14 protein-coding genes and 2 tRNA genes are annotated in these 22,748 nt (G+C 60.9%); 11 read left to right on the top strand and 5 right to left on the bottom strand.

Annotated features, from left to right (window positions below; all coding sequences use genetic code 11):
- Window positions 1-28: 28 nt before the first annotated feature.
- From PDR5_RS02675 to PDR5_RS02690, 4 genes are all read right to left on the bottom strand, one after another.
- A complete protein-coding gene (locus PDR5_RS02675; RefSeq protein ID WP_064593105.1) occupies window positions 29-1,594 on the bottom strand; it encodes an ABC transporter permease in 1,566 nt (521 codons plus the stop codon).
- Window positions 1,594-2,604 (bottom strand): extracellular solute-binding protein, encoded by a 1,011-nt coding sequence (locus PDR5_RS02680; protein WP_064593107.1) that lies wholly within the window; start codon window positions 2,602-2,604, stop codon window positions 1,594-1,596. Before PDR5_RS02680 ends, PDR5_RS02675 begins: the two co-directional genes overlap by 1 nt.
- Window positions 2,605-2,795: 191 nt before the next feature.
- Window positions 2,796-2,882 (bottom strand) — tRNA-Leu (locus PDR5_RS02685).
- A gap of 180 nt (window positions 2,883-3,062) precedes the next feature.
- Window positions 3,063-3,149: transfer RNA gene (locus PDR5_RS02690), tRNA-Leu, on the bottom strand.
- Window positions 3,150-3,373: 224 nt separating this feature from the next.
- On the opposite strand from PDR5_RS02690, the gene rnr reads away from it, so the two are divergent.
- The 7 genes from rnr (at window position 3,374) to dnaB (ending at window position 10,674) form a co-directional block, all read left to right on the top strand.
- Window positions 3,374-6,004 (top strand): ribonuclease R, encoded by a 2,631-nt coding sequence (gene rnr, locus PDR5_RS02695; RefSeq protein ID WP_064593109.1) that lies wholly within the window; start codon window positions 3,374-3,376, stop codon window positions 6,002-6,004.
- Entirely contained in the window at window positions 6,001-6,768 is a 768-nt protein-coding gene (rlmB, locus tag PDR5_RS02700; protein WP_007950704.1) for a 23S rRNA (guanosine(2251)-2'-O)-methyltransferase RlmB, read from the top strand. The genes rnr and rlmB overlap by 4 nt, the downstream gene beginning before the upstream one ends.
- 307 nt (window positions 6,769-7,075) lie before the next feature.
- A complete protein-coding gene (gene rpsF, locus PDR5_RS02710) occupies window positions 7,076-7,504 on the top strand; it encodes a 30S ribosomal protein S6 (RefSeq protein ID WP_007950702.1) in 429 nt (142 codons plus the stop codon).
- Window positions 7,505-7,532: 28 nt separating this feature from the next.
- Window positions 7,533-7,763 carry a 30S ribosomal protein S18 gene (gene rpsR / locus PDR5_RS02715; protein ID WP_002551829.1) on the top strand — a complete coding sequence of 77 codons (231 nt, stop codon included), beginning with the start codon at window positions 7,533-7,535 and terminating at the stop codon, window positions 7,761-7,763.
- A 36-nt stretch (window positions 7,764-7,799) separates the two neighbouring features.
- Window positions 7,800-8,690: a hypothetical protein gene (locus PDR5_RS02720; protein ID WP_064593113.1), complete on the top strand. Its 891-nt coding sequence runs from the start codon at window positions 7,800-7,802 to the stop codon at window positions 8,688-8,690.
- 19 nt (window positions 8,691-8,709) lie between these two features.
- Window positions 8,710-9,156, top strand: coding sequence for a 50S ribosomal protein L9 (gene rplI / locus PDR5_RS02725; RefSeq protein WP_003186385.1), 447 nt, complete (start codon window positions 8,710-8,712; stop codon window positions 9,154-9,156).
- Between the two features lie 120 nt (window positions 9,157-9,276).
- On the top strand, window positions 9,277-10,674 hold the full coding sequence (gene dnaB / locus PDR5_RS02730) for a replicative DNA helicase (RefSeq protein WP_011332193.1): 1,398 nt from the start codon (window positions 9,277-9,279) through the stop codon (window positions 10,672-10,674).
- Window positions 10,675-10,683: 9 nt separating this feature from the next.
- Here dnaB and PDR5_RS02735 read toward each other — a convergent pair whose 3' ends face one another.
- A complete protein-coding gene (locus tag PDR5_RS02735) occupies window positions 10,684-13,065 on the bottom strand; it encodes a hypothetical protein (RefSeq protein ID WP_156669307.1) in 2,382 nt (793 codons plus the stop codon).
- 357 nt (window positions 13,066-13,422) lie between these two features.
- On the opposite strand from PDR5_RS02735, the gene PDR5_RS02740 reads away from it, so the two are divergent.
- The 4 genes from PDR5_RS02740 to PDR5_RS02755 all read left to right on the top strand — a co-directional run bounded on the left by PDR5_RS02740 (window position 13,423) and on the right by PDR5_RS02755 (window position 22,681).
- Entirely contained in the window at window positions 13,423-15,726 is a 2,304-nt protein-coding gene (locus PDR5_RS02740) for a YgiQ family radical SAM protein (RefSeq protein ID WP_064593115.1), read from the top strand.
- Window positions 15,727-15,937: 211 nt separating this feature from the next.
- Window positions 15,938-19,213 (top strand): transglutaminase family protein, encoded by a 3,276-nt coding sequence (locus PDR5_RS02745; RefSeq protein WP_064593117.1) that lies wholly within the window; start codon window positions 15,938-15,940, stop codon window positions 19,211-19,213.
- Between the two features lie 88 nt (window positions 19,214-19,301).
- Window positions 19,302-21,788, top strand: coding sequence for a circularly permuted type 2 ATP-grasp protein (locus PDR5_RS02750; protein WP_064593119.1), 2,487 nt, complete (start codon window positions 19,302-19,304; stop codon window positions 21,786-21,788).
- Window positions 21,788-22,681, top strand: coding sequence for a transglutaminase family protein (locus PDR5_RS02755; RefSeq protein WP_064593121.1), 894 nt, complete (start codon window positions 21,788-21,790; stop codon window positions 22,679-22,681). The genes PDR5_RS02750 and PDR5_RS02755 overlap by 1 nt, the downstream gene beginning before the upstream one ends.
- Window positions 22,682-22,748 lie beyond the last annotated feature (67 nt).

A 22,748-nucleotide genomic window follows, 5' to 3' on the forward strand; every position in this document is an offset into this window, starting at 1 on the left:
AAAAATCGCAGCTTCGGCTGCGATTTTTTTATCGGCTCAAATACATCCGGGTTGTCAGCAGGTAGACGGGCAATCCCGACACCACAATCAACAACGCCGCATAAGGCGCTGCGGCTGCGAACTCGACATTTGCGGTATGCGCCCAGACTTCAGTCGCCAATGTGTTGAGCCCGGTCGGACTCAGCAGCAATGTAGCCGTCAGTTCTTTCATGGCATCCAGAAACACCAGCGCAAACGCTGCGCCCAGTGCCGGGAAGATGATCGGTAAAGTCACCCGGCAGAACGCCGTGAACGAAGAGGCTCCGAGGGTGCGGGCGGCTTCTTCGAGTTGCGGCGCGGCCTTGTTCAACGCCGTGCGGATCGGCGCCTGAGCCAGCGGCAGAAACAGCAGGGCATAGGCGATCAGCAATAGCGCGGAGGTCTGGTACAGCGCCGGCACGTAATGCAGGGCGAAATATACCAGCGTCAACGCGATCACCAATCCCGGCAGGGCGTGCAGCAGATAGGGCAGGCGTTCGGCCCAGATCGCCAGTTGGCCCTTGTAGCGCACCACCAGCAATCCGACCGGCACTGCCAGCACCAGACACAATCCCGCGCCACCCAGCGATAGCGCCAATGAAGACAGCAAGGCTTCAGTGATCGCCGCAACCGGGAATGCCGCTGACGATCCCACGGCGAGCCAGTAGGCCAGCATGCCGAGCGGAATCCCGCTGCCGACAATCGCCAGCATCAGGCAATACAGCTGACCGGCGATCGCCCAAGGGCCCAGTCGCACTTGTTCAGCTCGACGCGCCGCACCTTGGCCGGTACGTACATGTCGTCCCTTGCCGCGCACCCGCAACTCCAGCCACAACAGCATCAGGCACAGCGCCAGCAATACCGCCGACAGCATCGCCGCGTTGGCATTGCTGAATTCCAGTTCGAATTGCTGATAGATCGCGGTGGTGAAAGTTTGCAGGCCGATGATCGACAGTGCGCCGAATTCCACCAGCATGTGCAGTGCAATCAGCAGCGAACCGGCCAGCAAGGAAGGCCAGAGCAGCGGCAGGGTGACGCGGAAAAACACGCCCCAGCGATTCTGCCCCAGGGTGCGAGCGGACTCCTCAAGAGAAGGATCAAGATTGCGCAGCGTAGCGGCCACCGGCAGAAAGATCAGCGGGTACTTCGACAGGCTCATCACCAGGATCGCTCCACCAAGGCCTTCAAACTGTGCGCTCAGCGACACCCAGGTGAAGCTGCTGACAAACGCTGGCACTGCGAACGGCAGGCAAAGAATCACGCCCCACAGTCGTCGCCCCGGCAAGTTGCTGCGCTCCAGCAGCCACGCCAGCGACAGGCCGATCACGCCACAGGTCACGGTCACGCCAACCATCAGCGCCAGCGTGTTGCGCAGCAGGCCGAACACATAGGGGCGCCACAGTAAATGCAGCGCTTCGGTCCAGCCCGCCTGCCAGGCTTTGAGCCCGACGTAGGCCAGCGGCAACAGGCTCATGACCACCAGCAGCAAAACCGGCAGCACCAGCCAGATCGACGGCCGTTTGCGCCGTGGAACGTAACCCCCGCGTGTAGCGGGGGCGGATAACGATGCGGTCATCAGTTCAGGCCAACTTCGCGTTCCAGCTCCAGCGCCTCTTCGGCATTACCCAGATCGGCCGGCGTGACATCCGGCGCTTCCAGTTCGCTGAATGGCTTGAGGCCGCGATCCGATTCCATGCCTTTGTGCAGCGGGTATTCGGCGGTGGTCTGGGTGATCACGCGCTGGCCTTCTTCGCTGGCCATGTAGGCGAGAAATTGCTGGGCTTCTTTTGGATGTTTGCTGGATTTCAGCACGGCTGCGCTGGACACGGTGATCAGGCCACCCACATCGCCGCCGGTGAAGTAATGCAGTTTGGAATCAAGCTGGCCTTTCTCCCGCTGCAGGGCGAACCAGTAGTAGTTGTTCACCAGCACGGTGGCGACTTCGCCGTTTTCCACCGCCTTGAGGGCGACCATGTTGTTGCTGTAGGTCTTGCCGAAGGCGCGCAGGCCGGTCAGCCATTCTTCGGCGGCTTCGCGACCGTGCTTTTTGATGATGGCCACGGCCTGTTCCTGGAACGCGCCGCTGGTCGGGACGAAGCCGACCTTGCCTTGCCACTGCGGATCGGCGAAATCCAGCACCGATTTGGGCAGATCTTTTTCGTCGATCAGTTTCGGGTTGAAGGCCACCACGCGAACCCGGGCGGTGACGCCGATCCAGGTGCCGTTGCCGGCGACGTATTTTTTCGGCAGAACGGCCAGGGTCGCATCGTCAGCCTTGGCCAGCAGGCCTTGCTCGCCGAGGTTGTTCAGCGGCGGGGATTCTTCGGTGTAGATGACGTCGGCAGGTGAGCGGTCGCCTTCTTCGATGATCTGGCTGGCGAGCTGGTTGCTGCTACCCTTGCGCACATTGACGTGAATGCCGGTCTTGGCTTCGAAGGCTTTGGCGATCGCGTCGCCGACTTCCTTGTGTTGACCGTTGTAGAGCGTCAGGGAAACCGTGTCGGCAGCCTGGGCGAGGGGAGTGGCGAGGGCCAGGCCGAGCAGGGTGAAGGTCAAGCCGCGGCGCAGGGTATTTCGAAACATCATTCGCAGGGTTCCTCACTGTCGCATTGCAAAAACTTGCAACAATGATAAACGATATTGTTTCTCAAGTGCGCCTTGCAGGGGAGGGGTGGGTCTGATAGGCGTTGGGATTCAGGTTTTCCAAACCCCGGAAACGCAAAAACCCGCTTTCGCGGGTTTTTGTGAGATTCAAGATCGTGACCTTGAATTTGAATTGGTGCCCAGAAGAAGACTCGAACTTCCACGACCGTAAGGTCACCAGCACCTGAAGCTGGCGTGTCTACCAATTTCACCATCTGGGCTTCATCTTCAGCGTCGCCGCTGTTGATGTGGCGCACTATACGGAGCGCCTTTTGATCTGTAAACCCCTGATTTGATTTTAATAAATCAATTTCAGAAAAAGCGGGGCGCGGAATGCAAAAAACCCGCTTTCGCGGGTTTTTGTGTGAGTCTTGAAACTGATCTAGTCTCAAACTCGAAATTGGTGCCCAGGAGAAGACTCGAACTTCCACGACCGTAAGGTCACCAGCACCTGAAGCTGGCGTGTCTACCAATTTCACCACCTGGGCATCTCGTCAACGTGTGTACGTCGTCGATGGCGCGCACTATACGGAGCGACTTTTTAACTGTAAACCCCTGCCGGCAAAAAAAATGATTTTTTTTACCAGCGGTGTTCAAAACGGCTTTCGAACGTCGATAGAGGGCTTTAGAAAGGCCTTTATAGTCTGAAATTTCCCGTTTGATGGCGCCTATGCCAAACTAACCCGCATATAGACAAGGTGAAAACTCTCTAATGGCCGATTGGCAGTCCCTCGATCCCGAGGCCGCTCGTGAAGCGGAAAAATATGAAAACCCTATTCCCAGCCGCGAACTGATCCTTCAGCACCTTGCTGATCGAGGTTCGCCTGCTGCCCGCGAGCAACTGGTCGAAGAGTTTGGTCTGACCACAGAAGACCAGATCGAAGCCCTGCGCCGCCGCCTGCGCGCCATGGAGCGCGACGCTCAACTGATCTATACCCGCCGTGGCACGTATGCGCCGGTGGACAAGCTCGACCTGATCCTCGGTCGCATCAGCGGTCACCGCGACGGCTTCGGCTTCCTGGTGCCGGATGATGGCTCCGACGACCTGTTCATGAGCCCGGCGCAAATGCGTCTGGTGTTCGACGGCGACCGTGCCCTGGCCCGTGTCTCCGGCCTGGACCGTCGCGGTCGTCGCGAAGGCGTGATCGTCGAAGTGGTGTCCCGTGCCCACGAAAGCATCGTCGGCCGCTACTTCGAAGAAGGCGGTATCGGCTTCGTCGTCGCGGACAACCCGAAGATCCAGCAGGAAGTGCTGGTGACGCCGGGCCGTAACGCCAACGCCCAGATCGGTCAGTTCGTCGAGGTGAAAATCACTCACTGGCCGACTCCGCGCTTCCAGCCGCAAGGTGATGTGATCGAAGTGGTCGGCAACTACATGGCGCCGGGCATGGAAATCGATGTCGCCCTGCGCACCTATGACATTCCGCACGTCTGGCCTGAAGCCGTTCTGAAGGAAGCCGGCAAGCTCAAGCCGGAAGTCGAAGAAAAAGACAAAGAGAAGCGCGTCGACCTGCGCCATCTGCCGTTCGTCACCATCGACGGCGAAGATGCCCGCGACTTCGACGACGCGGTCTACTGCGAAGCCAAGCCGGGCAAACTGCGCCTGTTCTCCGGCGGCTGGAAGTTGTACGTGGCGATTGCCGACGTTTCCAGCTATGTGAAGATCGGTTCGGCTCTGGACAACGAAGCCCAGGTGCGCGGCAACTCGGTGTACTTCCCCGAGCGCGTGGTGCCGATGCTGCCGGAGCAGCTCTCCAACGGCCTGTGCTCGCTGAATCCGCATGTTGATCGTCTGGCCATGGTTTGCGAGATGACCATCTCCAAGTCCGGCGAAATGACCGACTACTGCTTCTATGAAGCAGTGATCCATTCCCACGCCCGTCTGACCTACAACAAGGTCAGTGCAATGCTGGAAACTCCGAAGGCGACCGAAGGGCGCAAGCTTCGCGGTGAATACACCGACGTCTTGCCGCACCTCAAGCAGCTCTACGCGCTGTACAAGGTATTGCTGGCTGCCCGTCATGTACGTGGCGCGATCGATTTCGAAACTCAGGAAACCCGGATCATCTTCGGTTCCGAGCGCAAGATTGCCGAAATCCGTCCGACCACCCGTAACGACGCGCACAAGCTGATCGAGGAATGCATGCTGGCGGCCAACGTGGCCACCGCCGAATTCCTGAAGAAGCACGAGATCCCTGCGCTGTACCGTGTCCACGACGGCCCGCCACCGGAGCGTCTGGAAAAACTGCGCGCGTTCTTGGGTGAGCTCGGTCTGTCCCTGCACAAAGGCAAGGATGGCCCGTCGCCGAAGGACTATCAGGCACTGTTGGCCAGCATCAAGGACCGTCCGGATTTCCACCTGATCCAGACCGTGATGCTGCGCTCCCTGAGCCAGGCGGTGTACAGCGCCCAGAACGAAGGCCACTTCGGCCTGAATTACGAAGCCTATACCCACTTCACCTCGCCGATCCGTCGTTACCCGGACCTGCTCACGCACCGGGCGATCCGCAGCGTGATCCATTCGAAACAGGACACCCCGCACGTTCGACGTGCCGGTGCGATGACCATTCCGAAGGCGCGCATCTATCCGTACGACGAAGCAGCGCTGGAGCAACTCGGCGAGCAGTGCTCGATGAGCGAGCGCCGTGCCGACGAAGCGACCCGCGACGTGGTGAACTGGCTCAAGTGCGAGTTCATGAAAGACCGCGTGGGCGAATCGTTCCCGGGCGTGATCACTGCCGTGACCGGTTTCGGGCTGTTCGTCGAGCTGACCGATATCTACGTCGAAGGTCTGGTGCACGTCACCGCACTGCCGGGCGACTACTACCACTTCGACCCTGTGCACCACCGCCTGGCGGGCGAGCGTACCGGTCGCAGCTTCCGTCTTGGCGATACCGTTGAAGTGCGCGTCATGCGCGTCGATCTCGACGAGCGCAAGATCGACTTCGAGATGGCTGAAAAAACCATCAGCGCGCCGATCGGCCGCAAGAAGCGTGGCGCCGAGACGACCACTCCTGCAGCCAAGGTTGTGGAAGAAAAGGCTCCGGCAAAAACCGCCAGCCGTCGTCCGGCCAAGGAGAAGGCTGTCGAGGCCTATCGTCCGAGCGATGCCGTGGCGAAAAACGCCGAGCTGCGCAAAAGCCGTGAATTGAAGAAGGCCTTGCTGGCCGATGCCAAAAACGGTGGTAAAGCGGCGTCCGGGGGAAAGGCCGGACGGTCGGCGCCTGACAAGGCTTCCGGCGGCAAGCCAGCCAAACCGAGCAAACACCGTAAAGGCCCGCCGAAAGCGGGTTCCGCTCCAGCCAAAAGTGGCGGGGCGCGTAAACCGAAGGCGAAGTCATGAGTCAGTTGGAAAAAATCTACGGCGTTCACGCGGTAGAAGCGTTGCTGCGTCACCACCCTAAACGCGTCAAGCAGATCTGGCTGGCCGAGAGTCGCAACGATCCGCGCGTGCAAACGCTGATCGAGTTGGCCAACGAAAACCGGGTCCAGATCGGTCAGGCCGAGCGCCGCGAAATGGACGCCTGGGTTGAAGGCGTGCACCAGGGCGTGGTGGCGGACGTCAGTCCGAGCCAGGTCTGGGGCGAGGCGATGCTCGACGAGCTGCTCGATCGCACCGAAGGCGCGCCGCTGTTGCTGGTGCTCGACGGCGTGACCGACCCGCACAACCTCGGCGCCTGCCTGCGTTCGGCGGACGCTGCCGGTGCGCTGGCGGTCATCGTGCCGAAAGACAAGTCGGCCACCCTGACGCCTGTCGTACGTAAAGTGGCTTGCGGCGCGGCGGAAGTGATCCCGCTGGTAGCTGTCACCAACCTTGCGCGCACCCTGGAAAAACTCCAGCAGCGTGGGTTATGGATTGTTGGTACGGCGGGTGAGGCCGAAGTCAGCATCTATGACCAGGACCTGACCGGCCCAACCATCCTGATCATGGGTGCCGAAGGCAAAGGCATGCGCCGCCTGACCCGCGAGCATTGCGATTACCTGGTGCATTTGCCGATGGCCGGTAGCGTCAGCAGTCTCAATGTCTCGGTTGCGACCGGCGTGTGCCTGTTCGAAGCCCAGCGTCAGCGCGGTGCCAAGGCCAAGGCGGCTGCCAAAAAGGCTTAAGCCTTATGCGGTCATAAATGTGGGAGCGAGCCTGCTCGCGATAGTGGTGAAACATTCAGCATAAATGTCGAATGTTAAGCCTTCATCGCGAGCAAGCTCGCTCCCACAGTGTTTTCTGGTGTGGCAGAAAGTGTGGCTGTTCAAATAATCACCAATTGCCTTGCACCTCTTCAGTCCCTTCTCTACAATTGCGCCCCTTGCTGTGGCGGCAGGCATGCATGTGCCCCGCGCCAGCAAGTCCATAAGTGTCATTCACTCCTTGTCTGACCGTTTTTGAGCGGCAGGCTACAACCCGTAAGGAGCATTCATGCGTCATTACGAAATCATCTTTCTGGTCCACCCTGACCAGAGCGAGCAAGTCGGCGGCATGGTTGAGCGTTACACCAAGCTGATCGAAGAAGACGGCGGCAAAATCCACCGTCTGGAAGACTGGGGCCGTCGTCAACTGGCCTACGCAATCAACAATGTTCACAAGGCTCACTACGTGATGCTGAACGTTGAGTGCACCGGCAAGGCCCTGGCCGAGCTGGAAGACAACTTCCGCTACAACGATGCTGTGATCCGTAACCTGGTCATCCGTCGCGACGAAGCCGTTACCGGCCAGTCCGAGATGCTCAAGGCTGAAGAAAACCGCAGTGAGCGCCGTGAGCGTCGCGAACGTCCTGAGCACGATGGCAGCGCCGATGGCGATGACAGCGATAGCGACAGCGACAACAGCGATAACGCTGACGAGTAATCCACGGACCTTTTAAGGAGCCTATCAAATGGCACGTTTCTTCCGTCGTCGTAAATTCTGCCGCTTCACCGCTGAAGACGTGAAGGAGATCGACTACAAAGATCTCAACACTCTGAAAGCCTACGTATCCGAGACCGGCAAAATCGTTCCAAGCCGCATCACCGGTACCAAAGCTCGTTATCAGCGTCAGCTGGCCACCGCTATCAAGCGCGCCCGCTTCCTGGCCCTGCTGGCCTACACCGACAGCCACGGCCGCTGAGACCGGGCAGTCGACAAGTAGCAAAGGATTGAATGCATGCGTGCCTTAGCTGAGTTCATCATGCGCGGCCGTATGCAGGCCACTCTCGTAGTGGCCGGGTGTGCAACATTGCCGTTGTTGTATTGGTTGGGTGCCGCCGCCGGGAGCCTGGTGCTTCTGCGGCGCGGATTGGCCGACGCCCTGGGCGTCGTGTCGCTGGGACTGCTGCCGGCATTGATCTGGTGGTTGTATGCCGATGACCCACGGGCGCTTCTGGTGCTGCTGGGGTCTTCGGGGCTTGCGCTGGTGTTGCGCGCAAGCGAGTCCTGGGTCCGTACGCTGCTGGTCAGCGTAGCCATGGGGCTGGTGTTTTCAGTGGTGCTCGGGGCGGTGTTTGCGCCCCAGATCGAGATGCTGGCGCAGGCCTTGGTAAAGGTCATGCCCGCGCTTCTCGGTGATGCCTACCAACAATTGTCGGTAGACGAGCAGGCGCGTTTCGCGTCGCTGATCGCACCGGTCCTGACCGGCCTGATTGCGGCCTTGTTGCAGATCGTCAGCGTGCTGAGCCTGATTGTAGGGCGTTATTGGCAGGCGTTGTTGTACAACCCGGGTGGTTTTGGTCGCGAGTTTCGCGCCATCCGGATCCCGCTGGGACCGGCGATGTTGCTGCTGGCGTTGATGCTTCTGGGCCCGAATCTCGGTGCACAGATGGCCATGTTGACGCCGTTGTGCAGTGTGCCGCTGGTGTTCGCCGGGCTGGCCCTGATTCACGGGCTGGTGGCGCAAAGGCGACTGGCCGGTTTCTGGCTGGTGGGGTTGTACGTGACGCTGTTGCTGTTCATGCAGCTGATCTATCCGTTGCTCGTGGTTCTGGCCATTGTCGACAGCCTGATTGATTTTCGCGGTCGGGTGTCGAAAGACACCGATAACGCGAACGGTGAAGGTTAAAAGTTAAGAGGATTTCCACATGCAACTGATCCTTCTGGAAAAAATCGCCAACCTGGGCAACCTGGGCGACAAAGTAAACGTTAAGGCCGGTTACGGCCGTAACTACCTGCTGCCTTTCGGCAAAGCCACCGCTGCGACCGCTGCCAACCTGGCTGCGTTCGAAGAGCGTCGCGCTGAGCTGGAAAAAGCCGCCGCAGACCGTAAAGCATCGGCTGAAAGCCGTGCTGCCCAACTGGCCGAGCTGGAAGTGACCATCACTGCCACCGCTGGCGACGAAGGCAAGCTGTTCGGTTCGATCGGTACTCACGACATCGCTGACGCACTGACCGCCTCCGGCGTTGAAGTGGCGAAAAGCGAAGTTCGTCTGCCGAACGGCACCATCCGCAACGTAGGTGAATTCGACGTGGCTGTGCACCTGCACGCCGAAGTTGAAGCCACCGTGCGCGTTGTCGTGGTAGCAGCTTAAGCAACACCCTGATCGACTGGCGGCCTGTCCGTCAGACGGTTAACATCGGGCACGATCCTGTTTACAGGTCGTGCCCTTTGTCTTTCTGCACTCCCTGCTTTTCCTGATTAAAAAGTGGCCATGAACGAAATCTCCGCTCCCGAGCAATACGATCTGCAAACTGCCGCGCTGAAGGTGCCGCCGCATTCCATCGAGGCCGAACAGGCCGTGCTCGGTGGTCTGATGCTGGACAACAACGCCTGGGAGCGCGTGCTCGATCAAGTCTCCGACGGCGATTTCTACCGGCATGACCACCGTCTGATTTTCCGTGCGATCGCCAAACTGGCCGATCAGAACCTGCCGATCGACGTCGTGACCCTTGCCGAGCAACTGGACAAGGAAGGACAGACTTCGCAGGTCGGCGGCCTCGGTTACCTTGGCGAACTGGCAAAAAACACGCCGTCCGTCGCCAACATCAAGGCCTATGCGCAGATCGTCCGCCAACGCGCGACATTGCGTCAGCTGATCGGCATCAGCACCGAAATTGCCGACAGCGCCTTCAACCCCGAAGGTCGCACCGCCGAGGAAATCCTCGACGAAGCCGAGCGGCAGATCTTCGCGATTGCCGAAGCCCGGCCGAAAACCGGCGGCCCGGTGGGGGTGAATGACCTGTTGACCAAGGCCATCGACCGCATCGATACCCTGTTCAACACCGCCGACTCGATCACCGGCCTGTCCACCGGCTACACCGACCTCGACGAGAAAACCAGCGGACTGCAACCGGCCGACTTGATCATCGTCGCCGGCCGTCCTTCGATGGGTAAGACGACTTTCGCGATGAACCTGGTGGAAAACGCCGTGTTGCGCAGCGACAAGGTCGTGCTGGTGTACTCCCTCGAGATGCCAGGCGAATCGCTGATCATGCGTATGCTGTCGTCCCTCGGTCGTATCGACCAGACCAAGGTGCGTTCCGGCCAGCTGGAAGACGACGACTGGCCGCGCCTGACCTCGGCGGTCAACCTGCTCAACGACCGCAAGCTGTTCATCGATGACACCGCCGGCATCAGCCCGTCGGAGATGCGTGCCCGGACCCGGCGTCTGGTGCGCGAGCACGGCGACATCGGCCTGATCATGATCGACTACCTGCAGCTGATGCAGATCCCGGGTTCCAGCGGCGACAACCGGACCAACGAGATTTCCGAGATCTCCCGATCCTTGAAAGCCCTGGCCAAGGAATTCAACTGCCCGGTAGTTGCTCTGTCGCAGCTCAACCGCTCCCTGGAACAACGTCCCAACAAGCGCCCGGTGAACTCCGACTTGCGGGAATCCGGAGCGATCGAGCAGGACGCCGACGTGATCATGTTCGTGTACCGGGACGAGGTGTATCACCCGGAAACCGAACACAAGGGCATTGCCGAAATCATCATCGGCAAGCAGCGGAACGGCCCGATCGGCTTCATCCGCCTGGCCTTCATCGGCAAGTACACCCGCTTCGAAAACCTCGCGCCGGGCAGTTACAACTTCGACGACGACGAGTAACGCAATTGATCACGCCAGATGATCAAACAGTTTCCGGGCAACCCTTGGGCTGATGAGTTCTCGCCAGATCCGTTGGTGGGGCCGCCCAGCCTGTTCTTCGCGCTGTTGAAACGAGCTGCCGAGCAGGCGCTGCTCCAGCGTTTTCAGATGTGCACCCTTGACGGTGTAATCCAGCGCAGCGCGGTCTTGCCTGTCGTAATGAAAGTGGGCCTCCCACAATGGTGTGTTGTCCGAGCGGTCCATGATCGAATAGACGTCGAGAAATGACCTGTCTTTGCCCTTGCCCAGTTGCTTGCGCGCCACCGTTTTGACCACCTTGAGCTGGGCGTGATCGAGCAGGAAGCTCAGGCGCGGGACGTCCAGCACATCCTTGTTTTTATACATCCGTATCAGAATGTCCTGGCCTTCGGCGTCCATTGAGTCGCCGGCAGCTTTCAGACGCCCGATCAAACCTGTGGTTTCAGCGTCTACTGCCATTTGATCGAGGGTCTCGAGGCGTTTCGCCAGATCTGTGAGTCGATCCACCTCGGCCCCCAGGTATTCGACAATGGTGGTCGGGTTGTCCCTTCGGTTTTCCATCATCCTTGCCTGGGCAAGATGCGCCTCCACGTTGCCAAGGCGTGCTGTGGCTTCGTTCATCAGCTGAGGTTTGGGAACCGGTGCCGGGGAGGGGCGCACTGGCCGCCATTCACCCTCTCTCTTCTCGTACCGTTGAGGTGGATCGTTCGGTTTGAAGATGTCGGGAACATTGAGCGTGACACTGCCGTCCGCAGCGGTGTCCTGAACGCCCACCAGTACCCGGTAGGTGCCATGTTGACGGGTTCGGAACAACTTTCGCGGCGCTGCGATTTCGGCGGCTCCTGAAGGTTGCGCCGGGAGGAAGTCGAAGTCGATATCATGATCGTCGCCAGGCAGTTCGTTGTTGCTGCCAACCCGATCATAGATTTCATTCAGCCGGGTTTCGATTTTCGATTCGAAGGTATCCATCAGTGACAGTGCCTGATTGACGTACTCTGCCTTTGTAGGGGGTGTCGAAGTGATCAATGCCAACAATCCGGCCCTGTCGCTTTTGATGCTCTCGATCGCCAGTTGCAGCGCGAGAGGTTCGGGATATCCGGAAACTTCGTTCAGGTCATGTTTGAGCAAGTGCATCGACATGGCAGTGCGCATGCCATGATTTGACGGGTTTTGTGGATCGTCGGAAATCAGGCGCAGGAAAATGTTGTATTTACTGGTGTTGATCTGGTCAACAGTGGGGATTCCGCGATTCATGTCATCCAGCTCCCCTTGGGCGCTACGATCAGCTTTTAGAATCTGATCCATCACAGCCTGGCGATCGTCCATGATCTTCAGCTTTTTGTTGAGATGGACAAGGTTGCGCTTCAGCGACTCGACGGTAATCACATCCAGGGTTGGCAGAACCCTGCGATCCATGACAGCAATCAATTTGTTGAGGTAGTCGATTCTGTTGATCTGCTGAGCATGAAGCTCGGTTTTGTAGAGCCCGCCAGCCTTGAGCAGTAGCAACCAGTCCTTGTTATCGATCAGTGATTTGACGTAATCGGCCTGCATTCTTGTGTGTTTGATCACATGCACTTCGAGTTCGATCAGCGCGGCTTTCTCGGCGTCACTTCCCTCAGGCAGGTGTTCGGCGCTGGCCCAGAGTTCGCCATAGCGCCTGTTGGATGCGGCCAGGGCATCGAAGGCGTTCCTGATGAATTCATGCCGTTGAAGCAGATAGGCTTTGCTGTCCTGAGCTTGCGCGTTGCGACGCATGCCACCCTTTAGTCCGTCGAGACTGAAACCCCAAAAACCGTCGGACGTGCGGGCAATGGCCAGCGTTTCACCGCCCCGACTGGCGCGGTAGATGTTTTCGCTGTCAGTGGCGACAGGATCTTTCGGCTTGACCACCCGCCAGACCTTGTGTGCGGGAGAGGATGCATCGACATCCTGCATTACTTGATAGGCCTGGCTGTCGATGATCACGTAGCGCTTACCTTCGAAGCTGTGCAGACCGTCACTGTCCGGCGCGACACCGACGAAATTCAGAGGCGTCCTGAACGCTTCCAGTCGACTGGAAGTCAACGCAATGGGTTCAGCCTCGAAATCATCCACCGGATGCCATCGCTTGTTTTGGGGATCCTGAACGAGAACAGGGCCCGAGGGATTCAATTCACTGCTCAGCCTTGCCCGGTAAAGTCGGCTGTCAGGGTCCAGGCCAACCTGCAGGACGCTGCCATCGTACGCATCGACGAACAGCCGCCCCTTGAAGTTTCTGAAGCCTTGCGCATCGGCCTCTGGCAGTTGCGACCCGAAACGGATGCGATAGGTATCAAACGAAGGACGTACCGGTGTTGCCCTCGGGGAGGAATGGATTTCGTCGAAGGTCACGGCTGGTGCGGGAGAGATTGTGTCCGGGTCTGCAAATGCCGGAGTCCTGTCCGGTGCAGGTTGAGAAGGGGGGCGGCGTACGACCGGGGGAGTTAGAGGCGAAGCGGGGGTCTGTGGTGAACGGTTGGTCGCTGAAGTCGAAGGTGGATTGTGAACTTCGACGGTGGTGACGCCTCTGGAGGGTGGTTTTACAGGCATGTGTATTCATCCTTGAATAAGTCGTGAACCCATTTGTTGAACAAAGTGCTTGGCCGTGGACGAGGCTGAGAGAAACCGACCACAGTCGTCGGAATTGGTCAAAATTTGTGCTATATTCCGCGCCCGCGAATTCAATGAAAGCCAACACCGGTTATCGACATGCAAGCAGCCAAGCCGTTATTTGACTATCCAAAATATTGGGCCGAATGTTTCGGGCCAGCGCCGTTCCTGCCGATGAGCAGGGAGGAGATGGATCAGCTTGGCTGGGATTCCTGCGACATCATCATTGTTACGGGAGATGCCTACGTCGATCACCCGTCGTTCGGCATGGCGATCATCGGCCGGCTGCTGGAGTCGCAAGGCTTCCGCGTCGGGATCATCGCGCAGCCGAACTGGCAGTCCAAAGACGACTTCATGAAGCTCGGCGAGCCGAACCTGTTCTTCGGCGTCGCGGCCGGCAACATGGACTCGATGATCAACCGTTACACCGCGGACAAGAAAATCCGTTCCGACGACGCCTACACCCCGGGCGGCATGGCCGGCAAACGTCCGGATCGAGCGAGCCTGGTCTACAGCCAGCGCTGCAAGGAAGCCTACAAGCACGTGCCGATCGTGCTCGGCGGTATCGAAGCCTCCCTGCGTCGCATCGCCCACTACGATTACTGGCAGGACCGCGTGCGCAACTCGATCCTGATTGACGCCAGCGCCGACATCCTGCTGTACGGCAACGCCGAGCGGGCGATTGTCGAAGTCGCCCAGCGTCTGTCCTACGGTCACAAGATCGAAGACATCACCGATGTGCGCGGCACCGCGTTCATCCGTCGCGACACACCGACGGGCTGGTACGAAGTCGACTCCACGCGCATCGACCGTCCGGGCAAGATCGACAAGATCATCAACCCGTACGTCAACACCCAGGACACTCAGGCTTGCGCGATCGAGCAGGAGAAGGGCCCGGTTGAAGACCCGGAAGAAGCCAAGGTCGTACAGATCCTGGCCAGCCCGAAAATGACCCGCGACAAGACCGTGATCCGCCTGCCGTCGATGGAAAAGGTGCGTAACGACCCGGTTCTGTACGCCCACGCCAACCGCGTGCTGCACCTGGAAACCAACCCGGGCAACGCCCGTGCGCTGGTGCAGAAGCATGGCGAGATCGACGTCTGGTTCAACCCGCCGCCGATTCCGATGACCACTGAAGAAATGGACTACGTGTTCGGCATGCCTTATGCACGTGTTCCGCACCCTGCGTACGGCAAGGAAAAAATCCCTGCCTACGACATGATCCGTTTCTCGGTGAACATCATGCGTGGCTGCTTCGGTGGCTGCACCTTCTGCTCGATCACCGAGCACGAAGGCCGGATCATCCAGAACCGCTCCGAAGAGTCGATCATTCGCGAAATCGAAGAGATCCGCGACAAGGTGCCGGGCTTCACCGGCGTCATCTCCGACCTCGGCGGCCCGACCGCGAACATGTACCGCATCGCCTGCAAGAGCCCGGAAATCGAATCCGCGTGCCGCAAGCCGTCCTGCGTGTTCCCGGGCATCTGCCCGAACCTGAACACCGACCACTCGTCGCTGATTCAGCTGTACCGCAGCGCCCGTGCGTTACCGGGTGTGAAGAAGATCCTGATCGCCTCCGGCCTGCGTTACGACCTTGCGGTCGAGTCGCCGGAGTACGTCAAGGAGCTGGTGACCCACCACGTCGGCGGTTACCTGAAGATCGCCCCGGAACACACCGAGGAAGGTCCGCTCAACCAGATGATGAAACCGGGGATCGGCACCTACGATCGCTTCAAGCGCATGTTCGAGAAGTACACCAAGGAGGCGGGGAAAGAGCAGTACCTGATCCCGTACTTCATCGCCGCGCACCCGGGCACCACCGACGAAGACATGATGAACCTGGCCCTGTGGCTCAAGGGCAACGGCTTCCGCGCCGACCAGGTGCAGGCGTTCTATCCGTCGCCGATGGCTACCGCCACCGCGATGTACCACTCGGGCAAGAACCCGCTGCGCAAGGTCACCTACAAGAGCGACGGCGTGACCATCGTCAAGAGCGAAGAGCAGCGTCGTCTGCACAAGGCGTTCCTGCGTTATCACGACCCGAAAGGCTGGCCGATGCTGCGTGAAGCGCTGACCCGCATGGGCCGTGCCGACCTGATCGGGCCGGGCAAGAACCAGTTGATCCCGCTGCACCAGCCGGCTACCGACAGCTACCAGAGTGCCCGTCGCAAGAACTCGACGCCGGCCGGCAGCCACAAGGTCGCGAAAGAGAAGACCACCAAGATCCTCACGCAGCACACCGGTCTGCCTCCGCGCGCCAGTGACGGCGGCAATCCTTGGGACAAGCGTGAACAGGCCAAGGCCGCGGCATTCGCCCGCAACCAGCAGGCCGCCAAGGAGCGCAAGGAAGCGGCGAAGGGCAAAGGCCCGAAACCGGCACGCAAGCCGGTCGTACCGCGCTGAAATGCACTTGAGCTGAACAGAACGCCAACCTTCGGGTTGGCGTTTTGCGTTGTGCCTCGCAACATTTGCGTGCAACTGTGCCAAACCATTTCACCGCATCGCCCGATTTTGGTGCTGTACTGCCCTAAGCATTCCGGGAAAGCGCCCAAGCCTCTGCATGGCATAAGTCTTGCGCGCTTTCGAATACGCTTGGGCTCGCAGGAGGCACGCCGTGTCGATTCATGTCGCATTGCATCACGTCACGCATTACCGCTACGACCGCGCTGTCGAACTCGGCCCGCAGATCGTGCGTCTGCGCCCGGCTGCCCACAGCCGTACGCGGATTCTGTCCTATTCACTGAAAGTCTCGCCCGAGCAGCACTTCATCAACTGGCAGCAGGACCCTCAGGGCAACTACCTCGCCCGGCTGGTGTTCCCCGAGAAAACCGCCGAACTGCGGATCGAGGTCGATCTGCTGGCCGAGATGGCGGTGTTCAACCCGTTCGACTTTTTCCTCGAGCCCTACGCCGAGAAAATCCCCTTCGCCTACGCCGCCGATGAGCGCAAGGAACTGGCGCCGTACCTCGAAACCCTGCCGCTGACGCCGACATTCAAGGCCTATCTGGACGCCATCGACCGCACGCCGTTGCCGGCCGTGGATTTCCTGGTGGCGCTCAACCAGCGTCTGAGCGAAGACATCAATTACCTGATTCGCATGGAACCGGGTGTGCAGACTCCGGAGCACACCCTCGAACATGCCTCCGGTTCCTGCCGTGATTCGGCGTGGTTGCTGGTGCAACTGCTGCGCAACCTCGGGCTGGCGGCGCGTTTCGTCTCCGGCTACCTGATTCAATTGACCGCCGACGTGAAAAGCCTCGACGGCCCGTCCGGCACCGAAGTGGACTTTACTGACCTGCACGCGTGGTGCGAGGTGTATCTCCCCGGCGCCGGCTGGATCGGCCTCGACGCCACCTCCGGACTGTTCGCCGGGGAAGGGCACATCCCGTTGGCCTGCAGTCCCGATCCGTCCTCGGCGGCGCCGATCAGTGGTCTGGTGGAGCCTTGCGAGTGCGAGTTCAGCCACGAAATGTCCGTAGAGCGGATCTGGGAAGCACCCCGGGTTACCAAGCCCTACACCGATGAGCAATGGCTGGCGATCCAGGCGCTGGGCCGGCAAATCGATGCCGATCTGCTGGAAGGCGATGTGCGCCTGACCATGGGCGGCGAACCCACCTTCGTGTCCATCGACGACCCCGACGGCGCCGAGTGGAACACCGCCGCGCTGGGTCCGGACAAGCGCCGGCTCTCCGCCGAACTGTTCCAGCGCATGCGCAAGCATTACGCGCCCAAGGGGCTGGTGCATTTTGGCCAGGGCAAATGGTATCCAGGCGAGCAACTGCCGCGCTGGTCACTGAATTGTTACTGGCGCCGCGACGGTGTGCCGATCTGGCACAACAACGCACTGATCGCCGATGAGCAGCAGGATTACGGCGCTACGGGTGAGCTGGCCGGGCGCTTTCTGGCGAGTGTCGCCGAGCGCCTGAAACTGCCGACACGCTTCGTGTTCCCGGCCTACGAAGACAACTTCTATTACCTCTGGCGCGAGGGCGCCTTACCGAGCAACGTCAGCGCCGAAGACTCGCGTCTGGAGGAGCCGCTGGAACGTGCGCGACTGCGCAAGGTGTTCAGTCAGGGGCTGGACAAGATCATCGGCCAGGTGTTGCCGCTGGCGCGCACCGCCAAGGGCGATCAGTGGCAGAGCGGGCGCTGGTATCTGCGCGATGAGCATTGCCGGCTGGTGCCGGGGGATTCACCGCTCGGCTATCGCCTGCCGCTGGGCTCGCAGCCCTGGGTGAAGGCAGCGGAGTATCCGTTCATTCATCCGAACGACCCGAACCAGGATTTCCCCGAGCTGCCCGAAACAGCGCAGCTCAACGACCACCGTGAGCCGGCTCCGGCAGACGAGCGTGTACCGAAGATCGATGAGTCCGCCGACTGGCTGACCCGCACCGCCTTGTGCGCCGAGGCCCGGGAAGGCCGGTTGTACCTGTTCATGCCGCCGCTGGAGCGGGTCGAGGATTATCTGGAACTGGTCGCGGCCATCGAAGCCACCGCCGAAGAGCTGCATTGTCCGGTGTTGCTGGAAGGCTACGAGCCGCCGAGCGATCCGCGCCTGAGCAATTTCCGCATCACCCCGGATCCCGGCGTGATCGAGGTCAACGTGCAGCCGTCCGCGACGTGGGACGAGTTGGTCGAACGCACCGAGTTTCTGTACGAAGAAGCGCGCCAGACCCGACTGTCCACCGAGAAATTCATGGTCGACGGGCGGCACACCGGCACCGGCGGTGGTAACCATTTCGTGCTCGGCGGCGCGACACCGGGCGACTCACCGTTTCTGCGCCGTCCGGACCTGCTGCGTAGCCTGATCAGTTACTGGCATAACCATCCTTCACTGTCGTACCTGTTTTCCGGTCTGTTCATCGGCCCGACCTCTCAGGCGCCACGGGTCGACGAAGCGCGCAACGACGCGCTGTACGAACTGGAAATCGCTTTCGCACAAATGCCGGCGCCGGGAGAGGAATGCCCGCCGTGGCTGGTCGATCGCCTGTTGCGCAATTTGCTGATCGACGTCACCGGCAACACCCACCGCGCCGAGTTCTGCATCGACAAGCTGTATTCACCGGACGGCGCCACCGGGCGCCTCGGCTTGCTGGAGTTGCGTGGTTTCGAAATGCCACCCCATGCGCGCATGAGCCTGGCGCAGCAGCTGTTGTTGCGAGCGCTGGTGGCGCGGTTCTGGCGCGAGCCCTACGCGCCGCCGAAACTGGCGCGCTGGGGTACGGAGCTGCACGACCGCTTCATGTTGCCGCACTTCATCGAACAGGACTTCGCCGACGTCATCGTCGAACTCAACAATGCCGGTTACCCCCTGCGTGCGGAATGGTTTGCGGCGCATCTTGAGTTCCGTTTCCCCAAGGTCGGCGATTACGCCGTCAACGATATCGAGCTGGAATTGCGCCAGGCTCTCGAACCCTGGCACGTGCTGGGCGAGGAGGGCGCGGCGGGCGGCACGGTGCGCTACGTCGATTCATCGCTGGAGCGTTTGCAGGTCAAGCTTACGGGGCTGCCGCCGCAGCGCTATCTGCTGACCTGCAATGGCATCCCGGTGCCGCTGCAACCGACCGGACGGGTTGGCGAGTTTGTCGCCGGCGTACGTTTTCGCGCGTGGCAACCGGCCAACTGCCTGCAACCGACGATCCCGGTGCATGCGCCGCTGGTGTTCGACTTGCTCGATACCTGGATGCAGCGTTCGCTGGGCGGCTGTCAGTACCACGTCGCCCATCCGGGCGGGCGCAATTACGAGACGCTGCCGGTCAACGCCAACGAAGCGGAGAGCCGGCGCATGGCGCGGTTCTTCCGCATCGGACACTCGCCGGGGAAACTTCCTGTACCGAACCTGACTATCTCCGACGAACTGCCGATGACTCTCGATTTACGACGTTTTTGATTCGTACACGACGCCCGGATTTTTCGTATATCCGGGCGTCATGTGCCTGCGTTAGTCTGACTGTTCCCTGCCGGCTGCCGAGCTTTCCATGCCTGACCTGCTTGACCGCTACCCGCTGACTGCGGGCACCTATCACGAACTGCTCGACGACAGCGGGGCGGTGCGCCCGCACTGGCGGCGACTGGTCGACCATTTGCAGCGCAGCACCCCGGCGCACCTGGTGCAGCGTCAGGCATTGCTGACCCGGCAGATTCAGGAAAACGGCGTGACCTACAACGTCTATGCGGATCCGAAAGGCGCGGATCGTCCGTGGGAGCTGGATCTGCTGCCCCACGTGATCGCTGCTGATGAGTGGCAGCAACTGTCCGCCGGAATCGCCCAGCGCGCGCGGCTGCTCAATGCGGTGCTGGCGGATCTGTACGGCCCGCAGCGGCTGATCAGCGAAGGGCTGCTGCCGGCGGAGCTGGTGTTCGGCCACAACAACTTCCTCTGGCCCTGTCAGGGCATTGCGCCGCCGGACGGGGCCTTTCTGCACCTGTATGCCGTGGATCTGGCGCGCACGCCGGACGGACGCTGGTGGGTGACGGCGGATCGTACCCAGGCGCCATCCGGTGCCGGTTATGCGCTGGAAAACCGCACTATCGTGTCCCGCGCCTTCCCCGAGTTGTATCGGGATCTGAAAGTGCAGCATCTGGCCGGATTCTTCCGCACCCTGCAGGAAACCCTCGCCCGTCAGGCTCCCTGCGACGATGACGCGCCGCTGGTGGTGTTGCTGACCCCGGGGCGCTTCAACGAGAGCTATTTCGAACATCTTTATCTTGCCCGCCAGCTCGGTTATCCGCTGGTGGAGGGCGGTGACCTGACGGTGCGTGATGCCACGGTCTACCTGAAAACCCTCAGTGGCCTGCGCCGGGTACACGCGATCCTGCGCCGGCTCGACGATGACTTCTGCGATCCGCTGGAACTGCGCACCGATTCCGCGCTGGGCGTTCCCGGATTGCTGGACGCGGTGCGTCAGGGCCGGGTGCTGGTGGCCAATGCACTGGGCAGTGGCGTACTGGAGTCGCCGGGGCTGCTCGGTTTTCTGCCGAAGATCAATCAGTACCTGTTCGGCGAAGACCTGATCCTGCCTTCCATCGCCACGTGGTGGTGCGGCGAAGCGCCGGTGTTGGCCCAGGCCCTGGAGAAACTGCCGGAGCTGCTGATCAAGCCGGCGTTCCCCTCGCAAAGCTTCCCTCCGGTTTTTGGCCGGGATCTGAGCGAAAAACAGCGTGAAAGTCTCGCCGCGCGCATGCAGGCCCGCCCTTATGCCTATGTCGCGCAAGAACTCGCGCAGCTGTCCCAGGCGCCGATCTGGCAGCCCGAGGACGGGCAACTGCAACCCCGGGCAATCGGCATGCGCATGTACGCGGTGGCCAGTCACGACGGTTATCGGGTGTTGCCCGGTGGCCTGACCCGGGTCGCGGCCGAAGCCGATGCCGAAGTGGTGTCGATGCAGCGCGGTGGTGCGAGCAAGGACACCTGGGTGCTGGGGGATCGGTCACCGAGCGGGGAACAGTGGAAAGCCCAGCGCAATATCGGCGTGCCCGATCTGGTGCGCCGCGATCCGTACCTGCCGTCGCGGGTGGTGGAAAACCTGTTCTGGTTCGGCCGTTACTGCGAGCGCTGCGACGACAGCGCGCGGCTGCTGCGGATCATGCTCGCGCGCTACGTCGACGGCGATGACCCGCAAGCCCTGCAGGCTGCGGTGGATCTGGGCGAGCGGCTGATGCTGCTGCCGGATGAAGGCGAACTGCCGGAACGCTTGCTTGCGGCGCTGCTCGGCGAGGACTGGTCGTTCAGCCTGCGCTCCAACCTGCAGCGCTTGCAGTGGGCGGCTTCGCAAGTGCGCGGCAAGTTGTCCCGGGAAAACTGGCAGGCGCTGGTGGAGCTGCAGCGTGAGGCTTCGGAACTGGACACCGACGAACCTGACTTCGGCGAGCTGCTGGATTTTCTCAACCGGTTGGTGATGTCGCTGGCGGCGCTGTCCGGGTTTGCCCTCGACGACATGACCCGCGACGAGGGCTGGCGCTTCCTGATGATCGGCCGGCGCATCGAACGCCTGCAATTTCTCAGCGGCAGTCTCGCGGGTTTCCTGCGGGGCGCCGGGGCGTTCGATCAGGCCGGGCTTGAGTGGTTGCTGGAGCTGGGCAACAGCAGCATCACCTATCGCTCGCGTTATCTGGCGGTGGCGCAGTTGATTCCGGTGCTCGACCTGTTGCTGCTGGACGAGCAGAACCCCCATGCGGTGCTGTTCCAGTTGAAGCTGGTGACCCGCACCCTCAAGCGGCTGAATGATGACTTCGGTATGCCGAGGGAGGCAGGATTGCCGCCGCTGGTCGAGCGTCTGGCGCGCTTCGATCTGAGCTGTCTGGAGAATCCCCTGTTCGGCGAATCCAGCGTACGCGCGGCCCTCGACGGTCTGGCGGATCTGTTGCAGGAAATCGCCGACGCCAGCAGTCAGGTCTCGGATCGTCTGGCCCTGCGCCATTTCGCCCATGTCGATGATGTCAGCCAGCGTACGGTGTCCGTCTGATGAGCGCCCATTACCAGATCTTTCACGACACCTGCTATCGCTACGACAGCCCGGTATCCCTGGCCCAGCAACTGGCGCATCTGTGGCCGCGCGAGTGCGACTGGCAGCGCTGCAGCGAGCAGCAATTGCTGATCAGCCCGCAGCCGACCACCCGCCGTGACGAGCAGGATGTGTTCGGCAATCCGCTGACCCGCCTGGCCTTCGAACGGCCCCACGATGAATTGCAGGTCAACGCACGGCTGACGGTCGAAGTGCTGGCGCGGCCCGTGGTGGATTTCCAGCAGTCGCCGGCCTGGGAACTGACCCGCAACGCGCTGACCTACAGCAGCCAGCCGCTGTCCGCTTCGTTGCTGGAAGTCTGTCGCTATCGATTTCAGTCGCCCTACGTGCATCTCAAACGCAGCTTCGTCGAGTTTTCGGAGAGCTGTTTCCCGGCCGGCAGACCGTTGATGCTGGGTGTGCAGGCCCTGATGCAGAAGATCTTCAGCGAATTCACCTTCGATGCCGAAGCGACCCAGGTCGCGACGCCGCTGGTGGAGGTACTGGAGCGGCGGCGCGGGGTCTGTCAGGACTTCGCGCACCTGATGCTCGCCTGTGTGCGCTCACGCGGGCTGGCGGCGCGTTACGTCAGCGGCTACCTGCTGACTCAACCGCCACCGGGGCAGCCACGGCTGATCGGCGCCGATGCGTCCCATGCCTGGGTCTCGGTGTTTTGCCCGGTGCTGGGCTGGGTGGATTTTGATCCGACAAACAATGTGCAGCCGGCACTGGAGCACATCACCCTGGCCTGGGGCCGGGATTTCTCCGATGTGTCGCCGTTGCGCGGGGTGATTCTGGGCGGTGGCAATCACGACCCGGAAGTCCGCGTCACCGTGTTGCCACTGGAGGAGTGAAGATCAAATGTGGGAGCGAGCTTGCTCGCGAAAGCAATTTTTCAGTCACATCCATAGTGAATGTCAC

Origin of the sequence: Pseudomonas sp. DR 5-09 (assembly GCF_001655595.1) — a bacterium.
Taxonomy (GTDB): Bacteria; Pseudomonadota; Gammaproteobacteria; order Pseudomonadales; family Pseudomonadaceae; genus Aquipseudomonas; species Aquipseudomonas pharyngis.